Origin of the sequence: Ramlibacter sp., assembly GCF_035554825.1 — a bacterium.
Classification (GTDB): domain Bacteria; phylum Pseudomonadota; class Gammaproteobacteria; order Burkholderiales; family Burkholderiaceae_C; genus Ramlibacter.
This window is the reverse complement of the sequence record NZ_DATMHS010000146.1, coordinates 1-22,736: the sequence shown is the minus strand read 5'-3', so window position 1 is coordinate 22,736 and position 22,736 is coordinate 1. Positions and strand designations below refer to the sequence as shown.

The 22,736-nt window shown below is 70.4% G+C and carries 25 protein-coding genes; 5 read left to right on the top strand and 20 right to left on the bottom strand.

Features of this window, described 5'->3' with window-relative positions; translation table 11 throughout:
• The 20 genes from VNT59_RS18380 to had all read right to left on the bottom strand — a co-directional run.
• Positions 1-555, bottom strand: a 555-nt coding sequence (locus VNT59_RS18380; RefSeq protein WP_325500791.1) for a hypothetical protein, incomplete at its 3' end; no start/stop codon positions are given.
• Positions 552-1,187 carry an SCO family protein gene (locus VNT59_RS18375; protein ID WP_325500789.1) on the bottom strand — a complete coding sequence of 212 codons (636 nt, stop codon included), beginning with the start codon at positions 1,185-1,187 and terminating at the stop codon, positions 552-554. The genes VNT59_RS18380 and VNT59_RS18375, both read right to left, overlap by 4 nt.
• Positions 1,184-1,645, bottom strand: coding sequence for an Rrf2 family transcriptional regulator (locus tag VNT59_RS18370; RefSeq protein ID WP_325500787.1), 462 nt, complete (start codon positions 1,643-1,645; stop codon positions 1,184-1,186). The genes VNT59_RS18375 and VNT59_RS18370 overlap by 4 nt, the downstream gene beginning before the upstream one ends.
• 11 nt (positions 1,646-1,656) lie before the next feature.
• Positions 1,657-2,280 carry a cytochrome c gene (locus tag VNT59_RS18365; protein ID WP_325500785.1) on the bottom strand — a complete coding sequence of 208 codons (624 nt, stop codon included), beginning with the start codon at positions 2,278-2,280 and terminating at the stop codon, positions 1,657-1,659.
• A gap of 4 nt (positions 2,281-2,284) precedes the next feature.
• The gene (locus VNT59_RS18360) at positions 2,285-2,887 is read right to left on the bottom strand and encodes a cbb3-type cytochrome c oxidase subunit II (protein ID WP_325500783.1); all 603 of its coding nucleotides are present in this window, start codon (positions 2,885-2,887) and stop codon (positions 2,285-2,287) included.
• Positions 2,877-4,529: a cbb3-type cytochrome c oxidase subunit I gene (locus tag VNT59_RS18355; RefSeq protein WP_325500781.1), complete on the bottom strand. Its 1,653-nt coding sequence runs from the start codon at positions 4,527-4,529 to the stop codon at positions 2,877-2,879. Before VNT59_RS18355 ends, VNT59_RS18360 begins: the two co-directional genes overlap by 11 nt.
• Positions 4,529-4,924 (bottom strand): group III truncated hemoglobin, encoded by a 396-nt coding sequence (locus VNT59_RS18350; protein ID WP_325500779.1) that lies wholly within the window; start codon positions 4,922-4,924, stop codon positions 4,529-4,531. The genes VNT59_RS18355 and VNT59_RS18350 overlap by 1 nt, the downstream gene beginning before the upstream one ends.
• A 130-nt stretch (positions 4,925-5,054) precedes the next feature.
• On the bottom strand, positions 5,055-5,849 hold the full coding sequence (locus VNT59_RS18345; RefSeq protein ID WP_325500777.1) for a DeoR/GlpR family DNA-binding transcription regulator: 795 nt from the start codon (positions 5,847-5,849) through the stop codon (positions 5,055-5,057).
• Between the two features lie 13 nt (positions 5,850-5,862).
• Entirely contained in the window at positions 5,863-6,864 is a 1,002-nt protein-coding gene (gene pdxA / locus VNT59_RS18340) for a 4-hydroxythreonine-4-phosphate dehydrogenase PdxA (RefSeq protein ID WP_325500793.1), read from the bottom strand.
• Positions 6,865-6,871: 7 nt separating this feature from the next.
• Positions 6,872-8,101: a four-carbon acid sugar kinase family protein gene (locus tag VNT59_RS18335; protein WP_325500775.1), complete on the bottom strand. Its 1,230-nt coding sequence runs from the start codon at positions 8,099-8,101 to the stop codon at positions 6,872-6,874.
• The gene (locus VNT59_RS18330) at positions 8,101-9,126 is read right to left on the bottom strand and encodes a 2-keto-3-deoxygluconate permease (RefSeq protein WP_325500773.1); all 1,026 of its coding nucleotides are present in this window, start codon (positions 9,124-9,126) and stop codon (positions 8,101-8,103) included. The genes VNT59_RS18335 and VNT59_RS18330 overlap by 1 nt, the downstream gene beginning before the upstream one ends.
• Before the next feature lie 321 nt (positions 9,127-9,447).
• Positions 9,448-9,942: a DUF3016 domain-containing protein gene (locus VNT59_RS18325; RefSeq protein WP_325500771.1), complete on the bottom strand. Its 495-nt coding sequence runs from the start codon at positions 9,940-9,942 to the stop codon at positions 9,448-9,450.
• Positions 9,943-10,070: 128 nt separating this feature from the next.
• Positions 10,071-10,316, bottom strand: a complete 246-nt coding sequence (locus tag VNT59_RS18320; RefSeq protein ID WP_325500769.1) for a YfhL family 4Fe-4S dicluster ferredoxin — start codon at positions 10,314-10,316, stop codon at positions 10,071-10,073.
• Positions 10,317-10,345: 29 nt separating this feature from the next.
• A complete protein-coding gene (gene bcrD / locus VNT59_RS18315) occupies positions 10,346-11,185 on the bottom strand; it encodes a benzoyl-CoA reductase subunit D (RefSeq protein ID WP_325500767.1) in 840 nt (279 codons plus the stop codon).
• An 83-nt stretch (positions 11,186-11,268) separates the two neighbouring features.
• Positions 11,269-12,612 carry a benzoyl-CoA reductase subunit A gene (gene bcrA, locus VNT59_RS18310; RefSeq protein WP_325500765.1) on the bottom strand — a complete coding sequence of 448 codons (1,344 nt, stop codon included), beginning with the start codon at positions 12,610-12,612 and terminating at the stop codon, positions 11,269-11,271.
• Between the two features lie 22 nt (positions 12,613-12,634).
• A complete protein-coding gene (gene bcrB, locus VNT59_RS18305) occupies positions 12,635-13,993 on the bottom strand; it encodes a benzoyl-CoA reductase subunit B (protein WP_325500763.1) in 1,359 nt (452 codons plus the stop codon).
• 16 nt (positions 13,994-14,009) lie between these two features.
• Positions 14,010-15,248, bottom strand: coding sequence for a benzoyl-CoA reductase subunit C (bcrC, locus tag VNT59_RS18300; protein WP_325500761.1), 1,239 nt, complete (start codon positions 15,246-15,248; stop codon positions 14,010-14,012).
• Positions 15,249-15,259: 11 nt separating this feature from the next.
• Positions 15,260-16,024: a cyclohexa-1,5-dienecarbonyl-CoA hydratase gene (locus VNT59_RS18295; RefSeq protein WP_325500759.1), complete on the bottom strand. Its 765-nt coding sequence runs from the start codon at positions 16,022-16,024 to the stop codon at positions 15,260-15,262.
• Between the two features lie 7 nt (positions 16,025-16,031).
• A complete protein-coding gene (oah, locus tag VNT59_RS18290; RefSeq protein WP_325500757.1) occupies positions 16,032-17,153 on the bottom strand; it encodes a 6-oxocyclohex-1-ene-1-carbonyl-CoA hydratase in 1,122 nt (373 codons plus the stop codon).
• 47 nt (positions 17,154-17,200) lie between these two features.
• Positions 17,201-18,268, bottom strand: a complete 1,068-nt coding sequence (gene had / locus VNT59_RS18285) for a 6-hydroxycyclohex-1-ene-1-carbonyl-CoA dehydrogenase (RefSeq protein ID WP_325500755.1) — start codon at positions 18,266-18,268, stop codon at positions 17,201-17,203.
• 108 nt (positions 18,269-18,376) lie between these two features.
• Between had and VNT59_RS18280 the strand changes: the two genes are divergently transcribed.
• The 5 genes from VNT59_RS18280 to VNT59_RS18260 are packed head-to-tail and all read left to right on the top strand — an operon-like array spanning position 18,377 to position 22,651.
• Positions 18,377-20,275 carry a 2-oxoacid:acceptor oxidoreductase subunit alpha gene (locus VNT59_RS18280; RefSeq protein WP_325500753.1) on the top strand — a complete coding sequence of 633 codons (1,899 nt, stop codon included), beginning with the start codon at positions 18,377-18,379 and terminating at the stop codon, positions 20,273-20,275.
• Positions 20,272-21,108, top strand: coding sequence for a 2-oxoacid:ferredoxin oxidoreductase subunit beta (locus VNT59_RS18275; RefSeq protein ID WP_325500751.1), 837 nt, complete (start codon positions 20,272-20,274; stop codon positions 21,106-21,108). The genes VNT59_RS18280 and VNT59_RS18275 overlap by 4 nt, the downstream gene beginning before the upstream one ends.
• Entirely contained in the window at positions 21,105-21,641 is a 537-nt protein-coding gene (locus tag VNT59_RS18270) for a ferritin family protein (RefSeq protein ID WP_325500749.1), read from the top strand. The genes VNT59_RS18275 and VNT59_RS18270 overlap by 4 nt, the downstream gene beginning before the upstream one ends.
• 11 nt (positions 21,642-21,652) lie before the next feature.
• Positions 21,653-22,084, top strand: a complete 432-nt coding sequence (locus VNT59_RS18265; RefSeq protein ID WP_325500747.1) for a RidA family protein — start codon at positions 21,653-21,655, stop codon at positions 22,082-22,084.
• A gap of 9 nt (positions 22,085-22,093) precedes the next feature.
• Positions 22,094-22,651 carry a 2-oxoacid:acceptor oxidoreductase family protein gene (locus VNT59_RS18260; RefSeq protein ID WP_325500745.1) on the top strand — a complete coding sequence of 186 codons (558 nt, stop codon included), beginning with the start codon at positions 22,094-22,096 and terminating at the stop codon, positions 22,649-22,651.
• Positions 22,652-22,736 lie beyond the last annotated feature (85 nt).

Below are 22,736 nucleotides of genomic sequence, written 5' to 3'. Positions count from 1 at the left end.
CCGCATCAATGCCAGCACCAGCAGCGCGAACCAGGCCACGCCCGCGGCGACGGCCAGCCCCACCAGCCATTGCCCGAGCCGCACCTGGTCGTCGAGCAGGTAGGCGTTGCACAGCCGCAGCGGCGAGTCCTGATAGAGCTGGCCGACCGCGCCCGTCATCGGCAGCACGTTGCCCAGGAAGAATCCCTGCACCAGCGCGCCGGCGCGCCGCCAGGAGCGGCGCAGCGCGGCGCCGCACAGCAGCAGCGCCGCCATTTTCAGCGCGTCCAGGCGCGGATCGCCGACCGCCAGATCGAGCAGGCGCGGGATCATGACCACGGCCATCACCAGCGCCACCCCGAACAGGCCCGCGATGCCGTGGGCGTTCCAGCGATCGAGCCACGCCCGGGCCCGGGGCGGCAGGGCCGCCGCCAGCATGAAACCGCACAGCGCCAGCAGCGGCAGCTGCACCAGCATGTGCCGGCTCATGCTCGCTTCCAGGGCCTGGCGGACCGGCGGCAGGACCAGCAGCGCGGCGCCGGCCAGGCCGCACCATGGCACCAGCCGGCCGTTCATGCGCGTTGGCCTTGCGCCAGCCAGCGCGCGTAATCGAGCGCCAGCTGCTGCTCGGCGAGGTCGAACACGCGCACCAGGCGGCCCCGCTGGTCGATCACGAGCAGCGCGGCGTTGTGTTCGAAGTCGCCGCGCCCGTCCGGCACCACGACGACCTGGAACGCCGCCAGCAGCGGGGCGACCTGCCGCGCATCCGCGCCGCGCACGAACTGCCAGCGCGCGGGATCGGCCCGCAGCCGCGCCGCGTAGGCAGCCAGGTCGGCCGTCGTGTCCCGCGGATCGAAGCTGATCGACAGCAGCTTGACCCGCGAGGCGCCCGCATCGGTGCCGGCGGCCTGCAGCGTCGCCTGCATCTGCTGGAAGACGCTGCCCAGCGAGAGGCAGACCGACTGGCAGCGGGTGTAGAAGAACTCGACGACCCGCACCGAGCGCCCGTCGCCGACCAGCTGCGGCAGCGGCTGCACCGGGACGCCCGGGCCGGCCACCGCCACCGCCGGCGCAGCCACCGGCGCCAGGGCCACCTCCAGCCGCCGCGCGCCTTCGGCGGTCCAGGCCTGGAAGTCGTGCGTCAGCCACGCGGCGCCGGCGTAGCCGCCCAGCGCCAGCGCCGCGCACGCGAGCAGGGTGCGGATCATCGTGCGGCCGCGGCCCGCGGCGGCTCGATGCCGATCACGTGCTGCGTCGGCGTGCCGGCCGGGGCCGGCAGGATGTCGGCCAGCGTGTGGCGGTCCAGGTGCTCGAAGAAGCCGCGCAGCGCGCCGTCCATCACCGCGGTCAGCCGGCAGGTGCCGGTGAGCATGCAACTGGAGCCGGTGGCGAAGCATTCGACGATTTCGAAGTCCGGTTCCATGCTGCGCACCACGGCGCCCAGTCCGATCTCTTCGGGCCGGCGCGCCAGGCGGATGCCGCCGCCCTTGCCGCGGGTGGTGGTGAGCCAGCCGGCGCGGCCCAGCCGGTGCGTGATCTTCATCAGGTGCGCCTGCGAGAGCTGGTAGCGCGCCGCCACTTCCCTGATCGTGCAGACGCGCTGCGGATGCTGCGCCACGTGGATCAGCAAGCGCATCGCGTAGTCGGTGAGCTGCGTCAGCCGCATGGCCGATGGCGTCAGCCGCCCTTGGCGGCGAGCGCCTTCACTTCGTCGCCGCCGTTGAACGGCGCCGTGCGGGCGCTGGCCTTGCGTTCGGCCGCGAACAGCTCCGGCTTGATCGGCGCGGCCTTGTTCGACCACTCCGAGCGGATGTAGCTCGCCACCGCCGCCAGTTCGGCGTCGCCCAGCTGCTTGAAGGAAGGCATCGCGCCCTTGAAGGTGCTGCCCGCGACGGTGATGTCGCCGGTCACGCCGTGCAGCAGGATGTTGGCGACGACCCGTTCGTCGCCGGCCACCCACTCCGATCCGTCGAGCGGCGGGAAGACGCCGGGCAGGCCCTTGCCGTTGGCCTGGTGGCAGGCGACGCAGTTGCCCGCGAACACCTGCTTGCCATCGACGGCGCCGCCGGCCGCGCCGGCGGCGGGCCGCAGGTCGGCCAGGGTGCGCCGGTCGCCGAGCCCGGGCTGGCCGAAGGGCTCGGACAGCAGGATGTAGGCCGCGCCCGCCGTCACCATCAGCAGGGTGAAGGCCGCCACCAGCAGCGGGATCGGCTGGCTGCGCTCGGACGGATCGGACTGCTCGCGGGCCTGGGGCGGCGGAGCCGCCGGGCGGGGAGCGTTCAACAGGGATTCGTGGGGCATGGCGTCAGGGCTTCGGAGCGGGCGGCAGCACCGGATAGGTGCGGTTGAGCGACTGCAGGTACTTCACGAGGTCCAGCGCCTGCGGCGTGGGAACCACCACCTGCCCGATCATGGGCCGGTAGCCGGGCGGCAGCGTGATCGGGGTCTCGCCTTCCTGTTCCGCCTCCTTGGCGTCCTTGACGACGAACAGGTAGGGATACGACGGCATGATGGAATCGGCGACGTAGGCCCGCGGCTGGTACAGGTGGCCCAGGTGCCAGTCCTTGCTCGGCTGGCGCGCCCCGATGTTCAGCAGGTCGGGCCCGGTGCGCATGCTGCCCAGCAGGTGCGGCCGGTCGTAGACATAGTCGGCCGGCACGGACGGCCGGCCCCAGCCGCGCTGCTGGTCGGGGCCCATGCTGCGGTCGCGCGGCTGCTGGGTGTGGCAGTAGACGCAGCCATTGGCGACGTAGACCTCGCGGCCGCGCAGCTCGGCGCTGGTGTACGGCTTGAGCTGCGGCGCCGCCGGCACGTCGCGCACTTCGACGTACGGCAGCACCACCAGCGCCGCCGTCGCCACGCCGAGGGCGACCATCGCGCCCGAGGCGAGTTTCAGTTCATTTTCCATAGACGACCTCCAGTTCGCGGCTGGGGGCGAAGAGCGCGGCGCCGGTGCGGGTCGGCCCGAACCGCAGCGCCATGGCCATGAAGTGGCCGACGAAGACGATGTGGCTGAGCACCATCAGCGAGCCGCCGATCGAGCGCCACTGCAGGTAGGGCAGCGTGAGCTTGACCGATTCGATGAAGGGCCGCGCCGGGTCGAGCATGGCCAGGCCCTGCAGCCAGCCGCCGGCCGTGAGCGCGACGAAGTAGATCCCGATGCCGACGGCGGCCAGCCAGAAGTGCAGGGTGATCAGCCTGGGGTACGGCCACTCCCAGTTCAGCACGCGCGGCATCATGAAATACACGGCGCCGAACAGCACCATCGTGACGAAGGCGTAGGCGCCCAGGTGGGCGTGGCCGACCGTGTAGTGCGTGAAGTGGGTCACCGCGTTCATGCTGCGCAGCGCTTCCAGCGACCCCTGCACCGAGGACAGGAAGTACATCGCGCCGCCGAACATCATGAAGCGCAGCGTCGGCGAGAACCGGGCCAGGTGCATGCGGCCCTTCATCGTCCCGGCCATGTTGATGCTGAACGCGATGACCGGGATCACCATCATCAGGCTCTGGACGATCGAGAGGGTGACCAGCCATCCCGGCACCGGGCCGCCGATCAGGTGGTGGCCGCCGACCTGGCCGTAGAAGAACGCGAGCGTCCAGAAGCCCAGGATCGACAGGTTGTACGAGCGCACCGGCCGGCCGATGATCTTCGGCAGGAAGTAGTAGATCGCGCCCACGCTGACCGGCGTGAACCACAGGCCCAGCACGTTGTGGCCGTACCACCAGTTGGTGGTGGCCTGCTGCACGCCGGTGTGCACGCCCGGCAGCTTGGCCACCAGGAACAGCAGCGAGATCCAGAGCACGCCGGCGACGGTGTACCAGACCGTCACGTAGAGGTGCTCCACCTTGCGGTTGACCAGCGTGAACAGCACCGGCAGCACGATCATCACCATGCCGGCGAGGATGAAGCCGCCGATCTGCCACGGGATCTCGAGGTACTCCATGCCGTCGCTCCAGCCGGAGGAGATCGCGCCGATGCCGGCGGCGATGCCGGTGTTGATCAGCGCGCCGCCCAGCATGGTCCAGACCGCGCCGTACAGGCGGGTGCGCAGCAGGCGCGGCAGCAGCCACAGGATCATGCCGAGCGCCGCGTTGGTGATCCAGCCGTACAGGACGGCCGTGAGGTGCACCGTGCGGATGCGGCCGAAGGTGAGCCAGGCCTGGTCCGTCAGCCAGTCCGGCTGGTGCAGCTTGATCGACGAGGTGAGGCCGGCCAGCGAACCGAGCAGCAGCCAGAAGCAGGCGAACGCGACGAACATGAACACCGGGAACGCCGACGAGCGGTCGGCCTCGATGCGGTCGCGCAATTCGGCGGCATCGGGCGCGTGCGCCGGCGCGCCGTGGCCGGTGGCGGCCTGCTGCAGCGACTGGCGCTCGCCGCCGGCGAGCGCGGGGTCGTCGACCTGGCCGATCTCGCCGCGGGCGAAGATCACCGAGGCGGCGGCCGGGTTTTCCACCAGCAGCCCCTTGCGCAGCGACCAGATGAAGACGAACAGGCCGATGATCGACAGGATGAAGGCCCCGGCCAGGCTGAGGATCGCGCTGTCCATCACAGGGCCTCCGGCAGCGGGTCGGCCTGGCGGCTCATCTGGTAGCCGTACCACAGGCTTTCGGCGACCCGCGCCGCCAGGTCGTTGGCGCGTTCGGCCAGCGCCGCGTTCGGCAGCGTGGCGGTGGTGGCGCCGAACAGCGCCAGCCAGCGCTGAAACAGCGCGGCGCTGAGGCCGGGCAGGGCCACGTGCTTGGGCATCGGCGTGCCGCGGAAGCGCGCGGTGCCGCGCAGGGCACCGGACCAGAAGTCCACCATGGTGGCGAGGTGGCGGGTCCAGTCGTGGACATGGCGCTCGAAGATGGGGCCGAGCGCGTCGTCGGCGCGCACGCGGGCATAGAAGTCGTGGACGAGGAAGGCGACTTCCTCCTCGGTGCAGAGGTCGGGTGTGGGCATTTCGGGAGGGATGCTTTGATCCTGGTCAAAGATTCCTCTCGAATATATCTTTAAGCCCTGCCGGGCGTCGGCGGCCGCGGCAATTTCCGGAAATCCCGTACGCGGCGTCGGTCCATTGCGCTGACGCGCGTCACGGACCCGGCGTGCCCGGCGACCGCGCCGCCACCATCACCTCGACCCCGGCGAGGGCGCGGAACGGCGCCAGTTGCGCGTCGCTCGCGCCGTCGTCGGTGATCAGCGTCCAGGGCCGCTCCAGCGGCGCCCAGGCTTGCTGGGCGGGGCGCCCGAGCTTGGAGGCGTCGGCCAGCACGTAGATCTGGCCGGCCTGCGCCATCATCGCCTCCTTGAGCCCGATCTGCTCCGACGTGGCCTCGCACAGGCCGCGCCCGGCGACGATGCCGTCGGTGCCCAGGAACACGCGGTCCGCGGTCAGCCGGCGCAACGTCAGCTCGGCCAGCGGTCCGCCGGTGGAAAAACTCATGGTGCGCACCGTGCCGCCGAGCATCACCAGCTCGATGCCTTCTTCGGCCGTCAGCGTGGCCATCACTTCCAGGCTGTTGGTGATGACCCGCAAGCCGCTGCGACCGCGCAGGTGCTGGGCCAGGGCCGCCGTGCTGGAGCCGCCATCCAGGATCAGCGACTCGCCGGGCCGGATCAGCGCCGCGGCGGCGCGCGCCATGGCCTGCTTGGCCGCGCGATTGAGGTGCTTGCGGCGGGCCGGCGTCAGCTCGGGCTCATGGCCTTCCGCCGGCACCGCGCCGCGGAAGGTGCGCAGCAGGCGGCCGGCCTCCGCCAGCTGCCGCAGGTCGCGCCGGATCGTGACCAGCGAGACGCCCAGCTGGCGCCCCAGCGCCTGCGCATCGTGGGTGCCCGCCTGCAGGGCGGCCACCAGTGCGGCCTGACGGCGTTCGACCTTGCCGGCCAAGGGCGCCTCGTCCTCAGACGCGGCGCGCCGCCAGCTCGAGCGCCTGGCGCAGCGCCTCGAGCATCGAGCGCTCGTCGACGGTGCCCCGTCCGGCGATGTCGAACGCGGTGCCGTGGTCGACCGAGGTGCGGATCACCGGCAGGCCGACGGTGATGTTCACGCCGGCCTCGATGCCGAGCACCTTGATCGGACCGTGGCCCTGGTCGTGGTACATCGCCACCACCAGGTCGAAGTCGCCGCGGCCGGCCCGGAAGAACAGCGTGTCGGCCGGCAGCGGGCCCTCGACGTTCCAGCCCCGGGCGCGGCAGGCCTCGATGGCCGGCGTGATCTTGGCCGCTTCCTCGCCGCGGCCGAACAGGCCGTTCTCGCCGGCATGCGGATTGATCGCGCAGACCCCGATGCGCGGCTGCGCCATGCCGGCGCGCACCAGCGTGTCGTGGCCGCGGGCGATGGTGCGTTCGACCAGGCCCGGCTCGATCCGCTCGATGGCATCGAGCAGGCCGATGTGCGTGGTGACATGGATCACGCGCAGCTTGGGCGCCACCAGCATCATCGACACTTCCGGCGTGCCGGTGAGGGCGGCCAGCATCTCGGTGTGGCCGGGGTAGAGGTGGCCGCCGGCGTGCAGCGCCTCCTTGTTCAGCGGCGCGGTGCAGATGGCGTCGACCTGTTCGGCCCGCGCCAGTTCCACCGCCTTGGCGATGTAGCGGTAGGCGGCATCGCCGGCCAGCGCCGACAGGGCGCCGAAGGGCAGGTCGGCCGGGATCAGGCCCAGGTCGATGCAGTCCACGGTGCCGTGCTCGAACCGCGCCTCGGCCGGCGTGGCGACGGCCCGCACCTGCAGCTCGACGCCGGCGATGCGGCCGGCCGCGCGCAGGCGGCCGGCGTCGCCGATCACCAGCGGCCGGCAGCCGTCGTAGAGCGCCGCGCGCGCCAGGCTTTTCATGATGATTTCGGGGCCGACGCCGGCGGCGTCGCCCATCGTGATGGCAATCACGGGTCGATACATGTCGATGATCCTATCAAGCCGCGCCGCGAATGGCGGCCAGCTGTTGGTAGCAGTGCAGCAGGGCCTCGGGCGAGCCGAAGGCGCCCGCCTTGGTGACGATGGGCATGGCCCGCGAGCCGACCGAAACCGACAGCGGGATCCCCGGCTCGATCTCGCGCACCAGCAGCAGCGCCTGGGCCCCGAAGCTGGCGAGCAGGCCGCGCGCCGTCTCGCCCCCGGTGGCGACCATCGCGCCGATCTGCCCGGCCATCGGCGCCAGCAGCCGGCTCAGCGCCTCGCACAGCGCATGGCCCTGGGCCAGGTCGCCGTGTTGCTCGGGCGCGATGCGCAGCATCACGTCGCGCCCGGCGCGCAGCGCCTCGTGCAGCGCGCTCTCCAGCGCGTGCCAGTCGGGATGGCTGGCGCCGGCGCGCAGCAGCGCCGACGACGGCAGGAAGCGGGCGAGGTCGGCCCGCGCCTCCAGCGCCTCGGCCTGCCGGTGGGACAGCGACGACATGCTGCCCACCACGGTGACGATGGGGCCGCTCACGCTCAGCCGGGGCAGATCCCCGGCTCGCCCCCGCAGTCCGGCGGCGACGAACAGGTGCGCCGCCAGCCCGGCCGAGCCCACCCAGTACACCGGCAGTCCCACCGAGGCGGCCGCGATGGCGGCCAGGTCGGCGTCCTGCAAGGCGTCGCAGACGATCGCCTGCACCGAGCCGGCCGCGACGCGGCGTTCGAGCTGGGCCCGCAGGTCGGCGCCGCGCACCGTCGCCAGCGGCAGGCTGACGGCCGGGACCCCGGCCGCCTCGAGCATCGCGACGATGTCGGCGCGCCCCTGCATGTGCTCGCCGGCCCAGGTTTCGGTCTCCTCGAGCGCGACGCCCTTGACGAACACGCGCCCGCCTTCGGTGGTGCGGCCGGTGGCGGGAAAGGCCGGCGCGACGATGGCCACGCCGGCATCGGTCAGCGCGGCCATTTCAGCGGCGAAGTTCCCGCGCAGGGTCGAGTCGATCTTCTTGTAAAGCAGGCGGCCCGGCGCGGCGTGCCTGCGCCACAACTCGGCCGACAGGGCCTTGGCCTCGGCCACCGGGCGGTAGCGGGAGTCCGAATCCACCGCGATCACGTTGGCGCCCTGGTCGGGAGCCCCGGCCTCCAGCAGCACCACGCTCTTCAAGCCGGCCTTGGCCGCCCCGATCGCGCAGTCGGCGGCGCCCGAGAGGTCGTCGGCCAGGATGAACACCGACCGGGCGGCCGTCGCCATCACCTGGCTCCCTGGGCGTTGCCGCGGATCGGGGCCGGCGCAGGGCTGCTCGTGTCGTCGGCGGTGGCGGGGGCCACGCCCAGGCGCCTGGCCAGCGTGGCGGTGGCGAACGGCACCAGGATGGCGGTGACCACGACGCAGGCCGCCACGATGATGGTGGCGCTCTGCGCGGCGTCGGCGTAGGCCGGATTGGAAGCCGCGATGATCGCCGGCACGGTGGCCGCATTGCCCGCCGTGCTGGCGGCCGCGACGCCGGCAATGCCGTTGCCGCCGACCAGCCGGTCGGCGAAATACAGCGGGATGCCGGTGACGACCACCACGGCGACGCCCATCGCCAGGCCCAGCAGCCCGGCCTGCCACACCTTGTGCAGGTCGAGCCCGGAGCCGAGCGCGAAGGCGAAGAACGGGATCATGACCGGCACCGCCTTGGACAGGAAGTCCTTCATGTTGCGGTCCAGGTTGCCCAGCAGCATGCCCAGGGCGAGCGGCAGGATCGCGCCGACCAGGGTCGGCCACGGAAACGCCGACAGGCCCGCCACGCCCAGCGTCACCATGGTCAGGAAGGGCCCGGATTCGAGCGACATGATGCTGTAGGCGCCGACGTCGGCGGGCTTGCCGTACTGCCCCACCAGGGCCATGTAGAGCCCACCGTTGGTGTCGTTCATGGCCACCACGACGGCCAGCGCCGACAGGCCGGCGAACATGCCCGCGGTGATGGGCTGCTCGCCCAGGAAGTGCCCCAGGATCAGGCCCAGCACGATCCCCATCGCCACCTTGGTGCCGAACAGCGCGCCGCCCTTCTTCAGGATGGTCGGCGTGGCCTCCAGCGTGATGGTCGACCCCATGCACACGTAGAAGACCGCCAGGATCGGCAGCGCGCCGGTGAACAGCGCGCCGGTGAAGGAGCCGAAGAACTTGGGCGTCTGCGGCGCGAAGGTGGCGAACAAGGCCCCCAGCAGCATGGGCACGATCATCATGCCGCCGGGAATCTTGTCGATGGTGCTCTTGATGGGCAACTGGGCCATGGCAGGTCTACTTTCCTAAGTGAGGGCTCGCATTGATCGCGTTGTTCGTCGTACGTCAAAAACGAATCAGACGATCAAATTATATGAAGCAAAATGATTGCGGCGATCAAATGTATGCTTGACCAAAATCAGGCCCCGGTGTTTTTTCGGGGACGCGGCGGGTCGCCGCAGCGGCCGCCGGCGCGCGCGGGTGCGCCCAGCCACGAGCGGTCGAGGTCTGCGGGAGGGCAGGGGCGCAGCCTGGCTGCGCGGCGCAGCGTGGCCGTCGGCAAGCGCGCCAGCTCGTGCCGGGCCGGCGCGGCGGCGCCGCTGCGGGCCGTCCTAGTCGGCGCGGCCGTCGACGAAGCGGCCCTTGAACCAGGCGTCGAGCATCCGCTTCTCGTAGTACAGCGATTGCGATTCCGCGGGCGTGCGCAGCCCGCGCGTGTAGTTCAGGTCCGCCAGCCGGTCCTCGCCACTGCGTTCGGTCACGCCCTGGCGGGCCAGCGTGTAGCGCAGGTGCAGGCGCGGGAAGTCCGCGGTGCCGGTGATCACCCGCAGGTCGGGGCTGCCCAGGCGCGACGGCCGCACCGTGCCGGCCAGGTCCACTTCCAGCACGTCCACCGTCAGGACCTGGTCGGCCGGCAGCAGGCGGGCGCCGAGCGACTGCAGGTGGCGCTCGATGGCCTGCATGTTCGCCGCCTCGTCCCAGCGCGAGGTGCCGAGGTCGGTGAAGGACGCGGGATCGACGAACGACACCTGCACCGCGCCGGCGGCTGCGGCGCAGGAGAGCGCCGCGAGCGGCGCGAGGAGCAACCTGGGCGTGCGGATGGACATGGCGGCCTCCTGATGGGCTTGCCGCCAGCAACGCGCGGCGGCGCCACAGTGGTACCGCAGAACGGGGCGCAGTTCAAGCCGGCGCCGAACGCCGGCCGGGGCCGGCGCGCGCGGCCCGCCGGGCTTGCTCAGGCGTGCAGCGACTCGTACTTCGCCTGCAGCTCCTCGGGCGTCTCGACGAAGTCGGGGTGCTGCTCGATGCAGTCGGCCGGGCACACCAGCTTGCACTGCGGCTCGTCCTCGGCGCCCACGCACTCGGTGCACCTGGCGGGGTCGATCACGTAGATCAGGTCGCCGACGCTGATCGCTTCGTTGGGGCAGACCGGCTTGCACGCATCGCAGGCGGTGCAGCCATCGTTGATCATCAGGGCCATGGTTCTCTCTCCTCGGTGACTGCTGCGAATCAGGCGGCGATGCGTTCCTGCAGTTCCTGCAGCCGCTCGTGGCGGAACGCGCCCCACAGTGCGGCGCCGATGGCGCCGGCGTAGATCGAATCGGGGTGGCTCACGGCCTGGACCCCGACCTTCTCGTTGACCATTTCCTCCTGGATCGCCGCCAGCAGGCCGACGTCCAGCGCCAGGCCGCCGGTCAGCAGCGCGGTGCCCTGCTTGATGCCGGTCACCTTCAGCAGCTTGACGATGCGCGAGGCCATCGACAGGTGGATGCCCTTCAGGATGTCGGGCGTGGCGATGCCGCGGCTGACCATGTTGATCACGTCGGTCTCGGCCAGCACGGCGCAGATCGAGCTGCACTTCTCGGGGTCCTGCGAGCTCTTGGACAGCTCGCCGATCTCCTCCACCGCGACGCCCAGGTAGCGGGCGATGTTCTCGAGGAACTGGCCCGAGCCGGAGGCACACTGGCTGGTCATCTTGTACGCCAGCACCTTGCCGCGCTCGTCGACGTAGATCGCCCGGCCGTTGAGCGCGCCGACGTCCACCACCGCGCTGATGCCCGGCTGCAGGAAGACGCCGCCGCGGGCATGGGTCGTCATCGAATAGAAGTGGCCGGTGGCGAACTTCACGTTCTCGCCCTCGCCGGTGGTGGCGATGTAGTCGATGTCGTTGGGCGCCAGGCCGGCCTCGGCAATGACCGCGTCGCGGCCTTCCTGCGCCAGCGTCATCGGGTCGCGCCGGCGGATCCGCTCGCAGCGCTTGGCCAGCCACTGCGGCGCGCCGTCCTCCACCCGGAACAGGGTCGTCTTGACGGCCCCGGAACCAACATCAATGCCAATCGTGATCGTCATGTCAGCCTCCGCTGAGCCGCCTCGAGGAGGCTGAAGCCCCCTGGGGGGCAGTGAACGAATGTGAACGTGGGGGGATCATTGACTTACCTCGCTTCGGCCTGGGCCGTCTTGCCTTCCTCGACCACGGCGCGCCAGGCGAAGGTCGCCCCGCCCAGCGCCCCGGTGTAGATCGAATCCGGGTCGATGTTGAGCTGCAGCTCGCCGTAGTTCTCCTTGACCAGGTCCTTCAGCGCCTTCACCGCCGCCTCGTTCTTGGCCACCCCGCCGGTGAACGTGAACTGGTCGCGGATCCCGCCGGATCGCGCCAGGATGGACATGGCGCGCAGGATGATCGCCCGGTGCAGGCCGGCCATGATGTCCTCCCGCTTGTCGCCCAGCGACAGCCGGTCGCGCAGCTCGGCGCCGGCGAACACGGTGCAGGTCGAGTTGATGCGGATCGCCTTGGTCGACTTCATCGCCATCGGCCCCAGCTCGTGCAGGCCCATGTTCATCTCGTCGGCGATGTAGCCGAGGTAGCGCCCGCAACCGGCGGCGCAGCGGTCGTTCATCTGGAAGCTCTCCACGATGCCGGCCGGGTCGACCTGGATCGCCTTGGTGTCCTGGCCGCCGATGTCCAGCACGGTGGCGGTGCCCGGGTACATCACGTGGGCGCCGAGGCCGTGGCACAGGATCTCGGAGCGCACGTGCTCCTTGGAGAACGGCAGGCGGGCCCGGCCGTAGCCGGTGCCCACCACGTAGGTCTCCTCCATCTCGGTGTCCAGCACGCCCTTGATCGGCGCCTCGATCGCGCCGCGCCTGCTCTGCGTCTGCGGCAGTTCCTTGAAGGTGCGCTCCAGCGCCGACAGCAGGTGGCGCCGGATCGAGTCGGCATACACGCGGTTCTCGACCTCGATGATCGAGCGGTCGAACACGTTGAGCAGGTAGTCGTAGCGGGTGCCCGACTCCTTGGCCACGGTCTCGCCGATGGCCAGGTACTGGCTGCCGGCGATGTCGCGGAAGAAGTCGCTCTTGCGCTTGGCGCCCGGCGCGAAGAGCAGGTGGGCCTCGGCCTTCAGCCGCCGGAACACCTCGGTGATCGCTTCGCTGACGGCGCCGGTGGCCGCGCCGAAATGGCCGGTGGCGACGCTGCGCTGGCAGGTGTCCTCCAGGTCGACCAGCTGCTCCAGGTACTGCTCGGAGCGGAAGTCGCGTTCCAGCTGCCCGATGAAGGCGTCGAGGTCGCCGTTGAGCGCATGGCTGCGCTGCAGCGACTGGCGGAACAGGTGGAACCGGCCGTTGAGCAGCGCCTCCTGCTTGGCGATGGTCGCCGCCGTGTCGTAGTTGGAGCGCGAGTTGGTGATCCCGCGCCCGATGATGTGTTGGTCCTCGTCGACCACCACCGCCTTGGTGGTGGTCGATCCGAGGTCGATGCCGATGAAGCAGCGCATGGTTGTCTCCTCAATCCTGGATTCAGGCGGCCATGATGGGAATGGCGTCGCGCCCGCCGGGCGGGATGTGCAGGCTGGACGCCGAGCGCTTCTGCTTGACCATCTGGAAGTAGCTTTCGAGCCGGTTCTTGACTTTGGCCGCCGAGAAGTAGCGCGGGTCGACCAGGTCGGTCTCGATGAAGGCCGCCGGCTTGCCGGTGCGCCGCTCGACCTCGCGCAGGATCAGCAGCTGGCCGGCCGAGAAGCTGTTGCAGCTCTTGATCGAGTTGATCAGCAGGCCGTCGGCCTGGTACTCGTCGATGTACTTGCAGATCATGTCGATCCGGGACGGCAGGTTCAGGTTGGTGTAGCAGCCCAGGCAGTAGTCGGCCAGCGACTCCAGCGGATGCTCGGGGTCGTGCCGGAAGCCGAAGTCGTACAGGCCGCCGACCTTGGCGTAGGTCGACGAGACCACCACCGCCCCCTCGTCGTAGAACATCTTCCAGAAGTCGCGGAAACTGGTCCAGTTGGGCGGGCCTTCCACGACCAGCCGGTACTTCTCCTCGCCCATCTCGCCGTCGGGCGTGATCGGGCCCTTGCCCAGGCGGATCCGCTCGTCGATCTCCTTGCGCAGCATGCTGTAGTACTGCGTGGCTTCGGTGGTGCCGCGGAAGGCGGTGAAGATGGGGCCGATGTAGTAGACGGCGCCGAAATAGCCGTCGATCGGCGAGGGCCGGTGCTTGGCCGACTGCAGCACGTGCACCAGGTCTTCCTCGGCCTTCACCGACTCGCGCATGTACTGGCGCAGCCGGTCGATGTCGAACTTGACGCCGGAAATGCGCTCCAACGTCGGGATCACGGTCTCCTTCAGCTGCTTGACGACGTACTCGCGCATGTTCGGCTGGATCTTGCCCTCGCCCTGGTAGGGCACGTGCAGCATCACGGTCTCGCAGCCGTACTTGTGCCGGATCAGCTCGAACCACTTCATGAAGGTGAAGCAGCCGGTGTACGACAGCAGCAGGACGTCCGGCCTGGGCAGCGGGTCGCCGGTGGGACCGATCTCGCCGCCCATCATGGAGCCCAGGTCGGCCTTGACGTAGGTGCAGACGTCCTCGCTCTGGCCGTCGCGCTCGGCGTCCATGATGAACTTGCCGGACTTCTTGCGCATGCCGTTCTGCAGCGCGTTGGTCTCGGGCAGGCTGCGCGCCAGGTCGAAGCACATCAGCAGTTCGTTCAGGTTGCCCGGGACGAACGTGGCGGCGACCTTGCGGTTGTTCTGGTGCGCCGTCGCCAGGTCCATGTAGTTCGCGTTGATCATCTCCTTCTGGAGCCACATCGCGTCTTCCTTCTGCGCGACCGGCTTGGCCTTCTTGCTCTCCGGCATCGGGATCGGGGTGCTCATGGTTGCCTCCGGGGGTCTACTTGTTGGTGGCGGCGCTGGCCGGCAACGCCGCGCGCTGGGGCTTCGCGTCCGGCGCGGCCCCGACGCTCCACAGCTTGATGGAATCGGCGAAGGTGCCGGCCTGCTCGCGGATCGGCGCCATCTGGCCGGTGTTCTCGGCGTACTTGAAGGCGGTGTAGGGGATGTCATGCTTGGCCAGCACGTCCTGCAGCATCGGGCGCTCCAGCAGCGCCGGGTCGCAGAACGAGGGCGCGGCGAACACCACCCCCTCGGCGCCGCGGGTCTTGACCTGCTTCATCAGGAAGACGCCCTTTTCCTCGCGCGTGGTGTCGTACTTGGCGGCGGTGGATGCCGACCGGTGCAGGAAGGCCTTGGACAGCTCCTGCAGCGGGTCGCCGTCGGCCGGCACCTCGTCGAGCAGCCAGCGGGTGACCAGCATGAAGTCGTCGTCGACGATGTAGCAGCCCGACATCTCGATCGACTTGATCAGCGCCAGCGGCGGCTGCTCGCAGAACGAGCCGTTGATGACGACCCGGGCGTTGTCGCGCTTGGGCCGCTGCACCGCCTCGGCCGCCTGCAGGTACTGGCGCACCAGCTGCGTGTGTTCCTCGGGCGGCAGCACCATGCCGGCGCGCAGCAGCAGGTAGACCTCGGACGTGGGCGCCTGCCAGGGCTTGGCGGCGCGGTAGGCATAGAGCTCGGCGATCGCGGCCCGGTTGTCGTTGTAGACGGCGATCGAGGCGTTCAGCTCCTCGTCGGTGATCGGCTTGCCGCGCAGCCGGCCCAGGTCTTCGCGCAGCGTCTGCATCTCGTGGATGTAGAAGTTGCCGCCGATCGAGTCGACGTAGTTCTGCGGCACGTCGATGTATTTGACGTACTTGTCCTTGAACAGGATCTGCCACATGCCCGAGAGGTTGCGGATCACGTCGCAGATCGACGGGAACAGCATGCCGTCCATGCAATCGAGCTTGCCGGTGAGCCCCAGCTCGATGGTCGAGCGCGGGATGCGGCAGATGTAGCTCTGGTAGTAAGCGTCGCCCTGGATCACTTCCAGCGCGTCGCCGCCGCCCAGGATCCCGACCGGCAGCATGCCGGCCGCGTGGATCAGCTCGCGCGGCACGTACACCGGCATGTAGCCGATGGCCTTGCGGCCGGGCACGGCGGCCTTCCATTCCTGCACGGCCTTGAAGTCGAGGTCCTCGAACAGGGTCTGGCAGCGCTCGACGATCTGCTGCACCGGTGGGACTGCTGGCATTGTTGTCTCCTTCACGTATGGGTCCAGCTGGGCTGGCGCTTGGCCATGAAGGCGGCGAGGCCCTCGTTGGCGTCCTGCGTGCGCATCAGGCGCTCCAGGTACAGGTGTTCGACTTCGCCCAGGCGGCGGCGGACGTCGCGCAGCATCCCCCCGCGCGCCGCGGCGAGCGCGCACGCCAGCGCGGCGGCGCTGCGGTCCTGCAGGTGCTGCTCGAAATAGGCCAGGGCGGCCGCTTCGGGATCGTCGGCGACCGCATGCACGAGGCCGCAGCCAAGCGCTTCCTTGCCGGACATGGCGCGGCCCGACAGCAGCAGGTCCTCGGCGACCGTCTGGTTGACGCGATACGGCAGCAGCACCGAGGCAGCCGGCGCGAGCACGCCGAGCTTGATCTCGGGCTGGCCGAGCTGGGCCTCGGGCGTCGCGAAGATCGGGCCGCCGGCCATTGCGAGTTCCAGCCCGCCGCCCAGGCACTGGCCGCGCACGGCCACCAGCACCGGCGCCGGGAACTCCAGCAGTTCCAGCAGCAGCGCGTGCAGCGAGGCCAGCATCTGCGCGCAGTTGGCGGGCAGGTGCTCCTCGACGCTGGCGCCGAAGCTGAAATGCGGACCTTCGGCGTCGAGCAGCACGCCGCGCAGCGTGTTGGTCCCGGCGTGCTCCTTGAGCGCCGCGTGCAGCGCCAGGATCATCGCGGCGTCGACGATGTTGGCCTTCGGCCGGGCAAGCCGCAGCCGCAGCAACGCGCCGTCGCGCTCGGTCCAGACCTTCAGGGGTTCCATGCCGGGCCTAATGCTTGTTCTTCGGCTGGATGTCGTCGTGCAGCGAGCCGAGCCAGCTGGCGCCTGCGGCGAGCTGCTGGCGCAGCTGCACGAAGTCGACCTCGCGGTCGTCCTTGCTGCCCTCGTTGAAGGCGGTGAAGCCGGCGCGGGCCTCGGTCATCATGTTCAGGGCCAGCCAGGCGCGCGAGCTTTCCTTGTTGCGGTCCCACATCGCCAGCTTGGGCTTGCGCAGCTCCTCCACCGTCTTGAGCGTGCACTCCGGGAAGGTGAGCAGCATCTTGGCGCACAGCGCCTCGACCTTCTCGTCCAGCGCGGAGAGATCCACAGTGCCGCGCGCCATCAGCGCCTTGCCCTCCCTGGCGGCGTCGCCGCTCTTGGCGCTGCCGTAGACCTTGCGGCCGAACTCGTCGAACAGGCGCTGGGTCTCGACCATCGGATTGGCGACGAACTTGCCGTCGACCTTCAGCGCCGGCGCGATGTCGGTGAGGATGCCCATGTCGTAGGCCTGGTGGGCCGAGAACGGTTCGCACAGCACGCACGCGGCCATCGCGCGCTCGGCGCCGACCATCAGCGGCAGGAAATCGGTGGCGCCGCCGATCGGGGCCGAGCCGTGCTTGGGGCCGGCCTGGCCGAAGCGCGCCAGGTCGGAGGCGACCGAGAAGTCGCAGGCCATGCCGATCTCCTGGCCGCCGCCGATGCGCATGCCGTTGACGCGGCAGATCACCGGCTTGTCGGCCAGCAGCAGCGCCGTCACCATGTCGTTGAACAGGCGCAGGTACTGGCGGTACTCCTGCGGTTGGCCGGCGTAGTACTCGGCGTACTCCTTGGTGTTGCCGCCGGTGCAGAACGCCTTGTCGCCGGCGCCGGTGAGCACGATGCAGTTGACGTCGCGCGCGTTGGAGGCCGCCCGCAGCGCCAGGATCACGCCCTTGACCATGTCGGTGGTGTAGGAGTTGTACTGGCCCGGGTTGTCCAGCGTGATCCAGGCGTTGTAGAGGCCGGGGACCACCGTGCCGTCCGGCTTCTTCGCCGGCTTCTTCTCGTAGCGCACCTGCGGCTTGGCGATGTCGTCGACGATGTCGTGGTTCTTGAAGTCGAGCATGGGCGGGAAGGAATCGGGGGCGTTCATGAAGTCTCCTTGGGTCTGTCTCACTCGGTCGGTGGGGTGGCGGCGCGTCAGTCGGGGACGAGCACCACGCGCTTGCGGATCTCGTGCCGGTGCACGGCGTCGAAGATGGCGTTGATGTCGGACAACGGGTGCGGCTCGACGAACGGCGCGATCTGCACCTTGCCGTCCAGCACCAGGTCGAGCGCCGCGGGATAGAACTCGGGCGGGCAGCCCCAGTTGCCGATCGCCCGGGCGTCGAACGCCATCAGGTTGGACAGCCGCACCTCGACCTTGTCCATGGTGAAGCCGACCACCGACAGGCAGGCGCCGTGCACCAGCAGGCCGAACGCCGTCAGCTGGCCGGGCGCGCTGCCCGAGCACTCGAAGATGAACCACTCGGTCTGGCGCAGGCCGTTGCTCTTGGCGAAGGCGCTCACCGCCTGCTTGATCGCCTTGGCATCGAGCGACCGGCTGTTGAGCGTGAGCGAGGCGCCGTGCGCGGCGACAGCGGCCAGCTTGGCGTCGTCGATGTCGATCGCGACCACGGTGGCGCCGAACGCGCGCGCCACCTGCAGGCAGTAGCCGCCGACGCCGCCGGCGCCGACCACGATCGCGAGGCTGCCCGGCGCGACGCCGGCGCGCCGCACGGCCTGGTACGGCGTGGTCAGCGCGTCGGCCACGATCGAGACCTGCGCCAGCTCGAGGCCGGCGCGCTGCAGGCGGGCGGGGTCCACTTCGCACAGGCCGCGCGCGGGCACCACGATGTGCGAGGCGAAGCCGCCCTGGATGTCGTTGCCCGGCATCTTCTGGCCGCGGCAGATCGTCGCCAGGCCGCGCCGGCACAGGTCGCATTCGCCGCACGGCAGCACCGCCGGAATGATGACCGACCGGCCGAGCCAGCGCTCGGCGCCGGCGCCCGCCTCGACCACGCGGCCGCTGATTTCATGGCCGAGCGCGAGCGGCAGCGCGCTGTTGGTGCGCACGCCGTCGTAGTAGTAGCCCAGGTCGGTGTGGCAGACGCCGCAGCCGGCGATCGCCACCACCACTTCGCCGGCGCCGGCGCTGGCCTGGAAGGCCGCGCGCACCAGCGGCGCCTTGGGCGCCGTCATCAACCAGCGGTGTGCTTCGATGCTCATGAAACCAGCCTTTCAGGAGGGTCGGGACGCCACGCCGGAAGTCACGTAAGCCGGGCTGTGGGCTGCGTATTATGGTAAAGCGGTACCAAATTACGTGTTTGAGGGATTGTGTGGAGGCTTCTTCCGGCGATCCTTGATCCACGTCAAGGTATCGCCCGCCGCCGGCGGTGTTTACTGCACCCCACATCGTGCGTAGCAGGAGACAACGTGGATGCATCCATAAACACACAAGCGCGACAGTCAGGCGACCGGCCACCTTCGAAAACGCCGGGGCCGGCGAGTCTGTCGATCGCCATCGCCGGCAGCGGCGGCAGCGGGGTCATGACGGCGGGAACGCTGTTGCTCGAAGCGGCTGCGCAGGCCGGCCTGTACGGGCTCATGGTCAGGACCAGCGGACCGCAGATCCGCGGCGGCGAAGCGGCGGCGCTGCTGCGGCTGTCGTCGCGGCCGGTCGAGTCGCTCGACGACCGGTTCGACCTGCTGCTGGCCGTCGACTGGCAGAACATCAACCGCTTCGCCGACGAGATTCCGCTGCATGCAGGCAGCGTGCTGGTCGGCGACAGCGAGGGCGGGGAGGTGCCGGAGGTGTTCGTGCGCACCGGCGCCCACACCGCCCAGTTCCCGCTCAAGAAGATGGCCAAGGCCATCGCCGGCAGCTGGATCAACATGCTCGCGCTCGGGCTGGCCGGCGCGGCCGCCGGCCTGCCGCTGGCGGCGCTCGAAGCGGCAGTGCGCCGGACCTGGAAGCGCAACGAAGCGGCCCTGGCCGCCAACCTCGCCGCCGTGCGCGAAGGCATGGCCGCGGCGGCGTCGCTGCCGCCGCTGGCCCAGCCCCGGCCCGACCCGTCGGGCGCCGGCCGCTGGGTGCTGAGCGGCAACGAAGGGGCGGGCTACGGCGCGATCCGCGGCGGCGTGCGTTTCGTCGCGGCCTATCCGATCACGCCGGCGACCGAGCTGCTCGAGTGGATGGCACCGGCGCTGCAGAAGGTCGGCGGGTCGCTGCTGCAGGCCGAGGACGAACTGGCGTCGGTCAACATGATCATCGGCGCCTCGTACGGCGGCGTTCCCTCGCTGACGGCCACCGCCGGGCCGGGGCTCGCGCTGATGACCGAAGGCATCGGCCTGGCGGTCGCGGCCGAGGTGCCGATCGTGGTGGTCGACGTGATGCGCGGCGGCCCGTCCACGGGCATTCCCGCCAAGAGCGAGCAAAGCGACCTGTCGTTCGCGGTGAGCGGCCTGCACGGCGACGCGCCGCGGCTGGTGCTGGCGCCGAGCTCGATCGCCGACTGCGTGGCCACCACCCAGTGGGCGGTCGAGCTGGCCGAGGCGCTGCAGGCGCCGGCGATCGTGCTGTCCGACCAGTTCATGGGGCAGTCGCGGGCCGTGATCGACAAGCCCGCGCTGCGCTCGTCGACCGCCAGGCGGCTCGCCGCCGAAGCCGGCACGCCGGACTACAAGCGCTATCGCGACACCGAATCGGGCGTCTCGCCGATGGCGATCCCCGGCACGCCCGGCGTCGTCTACACCGCCGACGGCCTGGAGCACACCGAGGGGGCGATCCCCAGCAGCCAGGCGCGCGACCATGCCGTGCAGCTCGACAAGCGCGAGCGCAAGCTGCTGCGGCACGACTACGGCAGCCGCTGGGCCGACGTCGAAGGCGACGCGCCGCTGGCGGTGATCACCTTCGGCTCCGCCACCGGCCCGGTGCGCGAAGCGGTGGCCCGGGCCGCCGCGCAAGGGGTGCCGGTGCGCCTGATCGTGCTGCGGCTGCTGGCGCCGGTCCAGCCGCAGGCGTTCGAGCTCGCGCTGCATGGCGTCGAGCACGTGATGGTGGTGGAGCAGAACCACGGCGCCCAGCTGCTGCGCTACCTGCGCGGGATGGTCGACCTGCCGCGCCGGCCGGCGAGCTTCCATCGCCCGGGGCCGCTGCCGCTGCGCCCGGCCGACATCTGCGCCGCCATCGTCGAATGGGCGGCCGCCAGGCAGGCACAGGAGGAGACGGTATGAATGACATGGTTCCGCCGCCGGTGCTGACGGCGGCGCAGTACAAGTCGGGCTACAAGCCGATCTGGTGCCCGGGCTGCGGCGACTACACGGTGCTGGCCGCCGTGACCAAGGCGCTGGCGCAGACCCAGCGGCCGCCGCACGAGGTGGCGGTGGTGTCGGGGATCGGCTGCTCGTCGCGGATCCCGGCGTACACCTCGTGCTACGGCTTCCACGGCGTGCATGGCCGCTCGCTGGCGGCCGCCACGGGCTTGAAGGTCGCGCGGCCCGAGCTGACGGTGCTGGTCGCCAGCGGCGACGGCGACGGCTACTCGATCGGCGGCAACCACTTCCTGCACGCCTGCCGGCGCAACGTGGACCTGACCTACATCGTGATGGACAACCACGTGTACGGAATGACCAAGGGCCAGGCGTCGCCGACCACCGAGCCCGACTGGGACAACAAGCTGTCGCCCGGCGGCACCGGCATCCGCTCGTTCCATCCGCTGGTGATCGCGCTGGCCTCGGGCGCCAACTTCGTGGCGCGCGCCTTCTCGGGCGACCAGAACGGCACCGCCGACATCATCGCCCGGGCGATCGCCCATCCCGGCTTCTCGTTCGTCGAGATCCTGAGTCCGTGCGTCACCTTCCGCCCCGAGCAGCGCGACTGGAAGAACCTGGTGCATCCGGCGGCGGTGGAGCCCACCGACGACCCGGCCCGCGCCGCGCGCCGGATCATGACCGACGACGGCTTCAACATCGGCGTGCTGTACGCGGGCTCGCGCGCCCCGTACCCCGGCGGCGCGACGCCGCCGAAGCAGTCGGTGGCCGACCTCGAAGCGGAGTTCGCGCTGTGAACCGCGCCGCCCAACCGTCGCCGATGCCGCTGACGCTGGAGGAGTTCATGGCCCAGGCGCTGGCGATGGAGCGCGAGGCGGTGGATCGCTACAGCGATTTCGCCGACATGCTGGAGACGCACAACAACCAGGAAGTGGCCGACCTGTTCCGCACCATGGCCGGCTACGAGGCCAAGCACGCCCAGCAGATCATGCAGGAGATGGGCTGGACGCAGCCGCCGCCACCGCCGCCCGGCATGCCGCACACGATGCCCGGCATGGAAGCGCCCGAGGCGATGCCGCTGGACGAGGTGCACTACCTGATGCAGCCCTGGCACGCGCTGCAGCTGGCCCTGGCGGCGGAAAAGCGGGCCCAGTCGTTCTTCGCCGTGCTGGCCCGCATGGCGACCACCGATGCGGTGCGCCGCGCGGCGCTGGAGCTGCAGGCCGAGGAGGCCGGCCACGTGGCGCTGGTGCAGGAGTGGCTGGACAAGGTGCCGGCGCCCGACCAGGACTGGGCGGTGGACCCGGATCCACCGCGCTACACCGACTGAAGGGCGAACCGATGCGAACCTTGCTTCCGGAGGGCTGGAAGGCGCCGGTCGGCTATGCCAACGGCATCGAGGTCGACGCCGGCCGGATCGTTTTCGTCGCCGGCCAGGTCGGCTGGGACGCGCAGCAGCGCTTCGCGTCCGAGGACATCGTGCCGCAGTTCGAACAGGCGCTGATCAACGTGCTGGCCGTGCTGTCGCTCGCGGGCGGCGGCGCCGGCCACATCTGCCGCATGACGGCTTATTGCTGCGACAAGCCGGCCTACCTGGCCGCGCGACGCGACCTGGGTGCCGTGTGGAAGCGGCACATGGGGAACCACTATCCGACGATGAGCATGATCTTCGTGGCCGACCTGCTCGACCACCCCGCCAAGATCGAGCTCGAAGCCACCGCGGTGCTGCCGCGGGCGGCGCAGGTACAAGGACGCCCGGCAGCGGCCGGGTGAAAACAAGCAATGCTGCAAATCATCATCCAGGGCCGCGGCGGCCAGGGCGCGCAGACGGCCGGCAACCTGCTGGCCAAGGCGTACTTCAACGAGGGCCGGCAGGTGCAGGCGTTCGCCAGCTACGGCGGGGCCCGCCGCGGCACGCCGGTCAGTTCCTTCCTGCGGGTCGACGACCGGCCGGTGCGCCTGCGCTGCGACATCGAGCGCGCCGACGCCATCCTCTGCTTCGACGCCAGCCTGCTGCAAGGCGCGCTGCTGGCGACCGCGCACCCCGAGACCCTGATCGTCGTCAACTCGGCCCGCACGCCGGCCGAGTTCCGCGCCGCGCTGCCCGGCTACCGGGTGGTGCCGGTCGACGCGCTGGCGATCTCGCGGCGCAACGGGCTCGGCCGCATCGTCAACTCGGTCCTGCTCGGCGGGCTGGCGCGCGCGGTGGGCGACCCGCCGCTGCCCGTGCTCGAGCGCCTGCTGCAGGCCGAGTCGCCCAAGCTGCGCGACGAGAACGTCGCCGCCTGCATCGCCGGCTACCAGGCCGTCGAAGCGCAGCTCATGGAGCCCGCCGCATGAACGCGCCGCTGATACCCACCGCGTGGACCACCGGCAGCACCGAGGTGTTCCGCACCGGCACCTGGCGCGCGCAGCTGCCGCACTA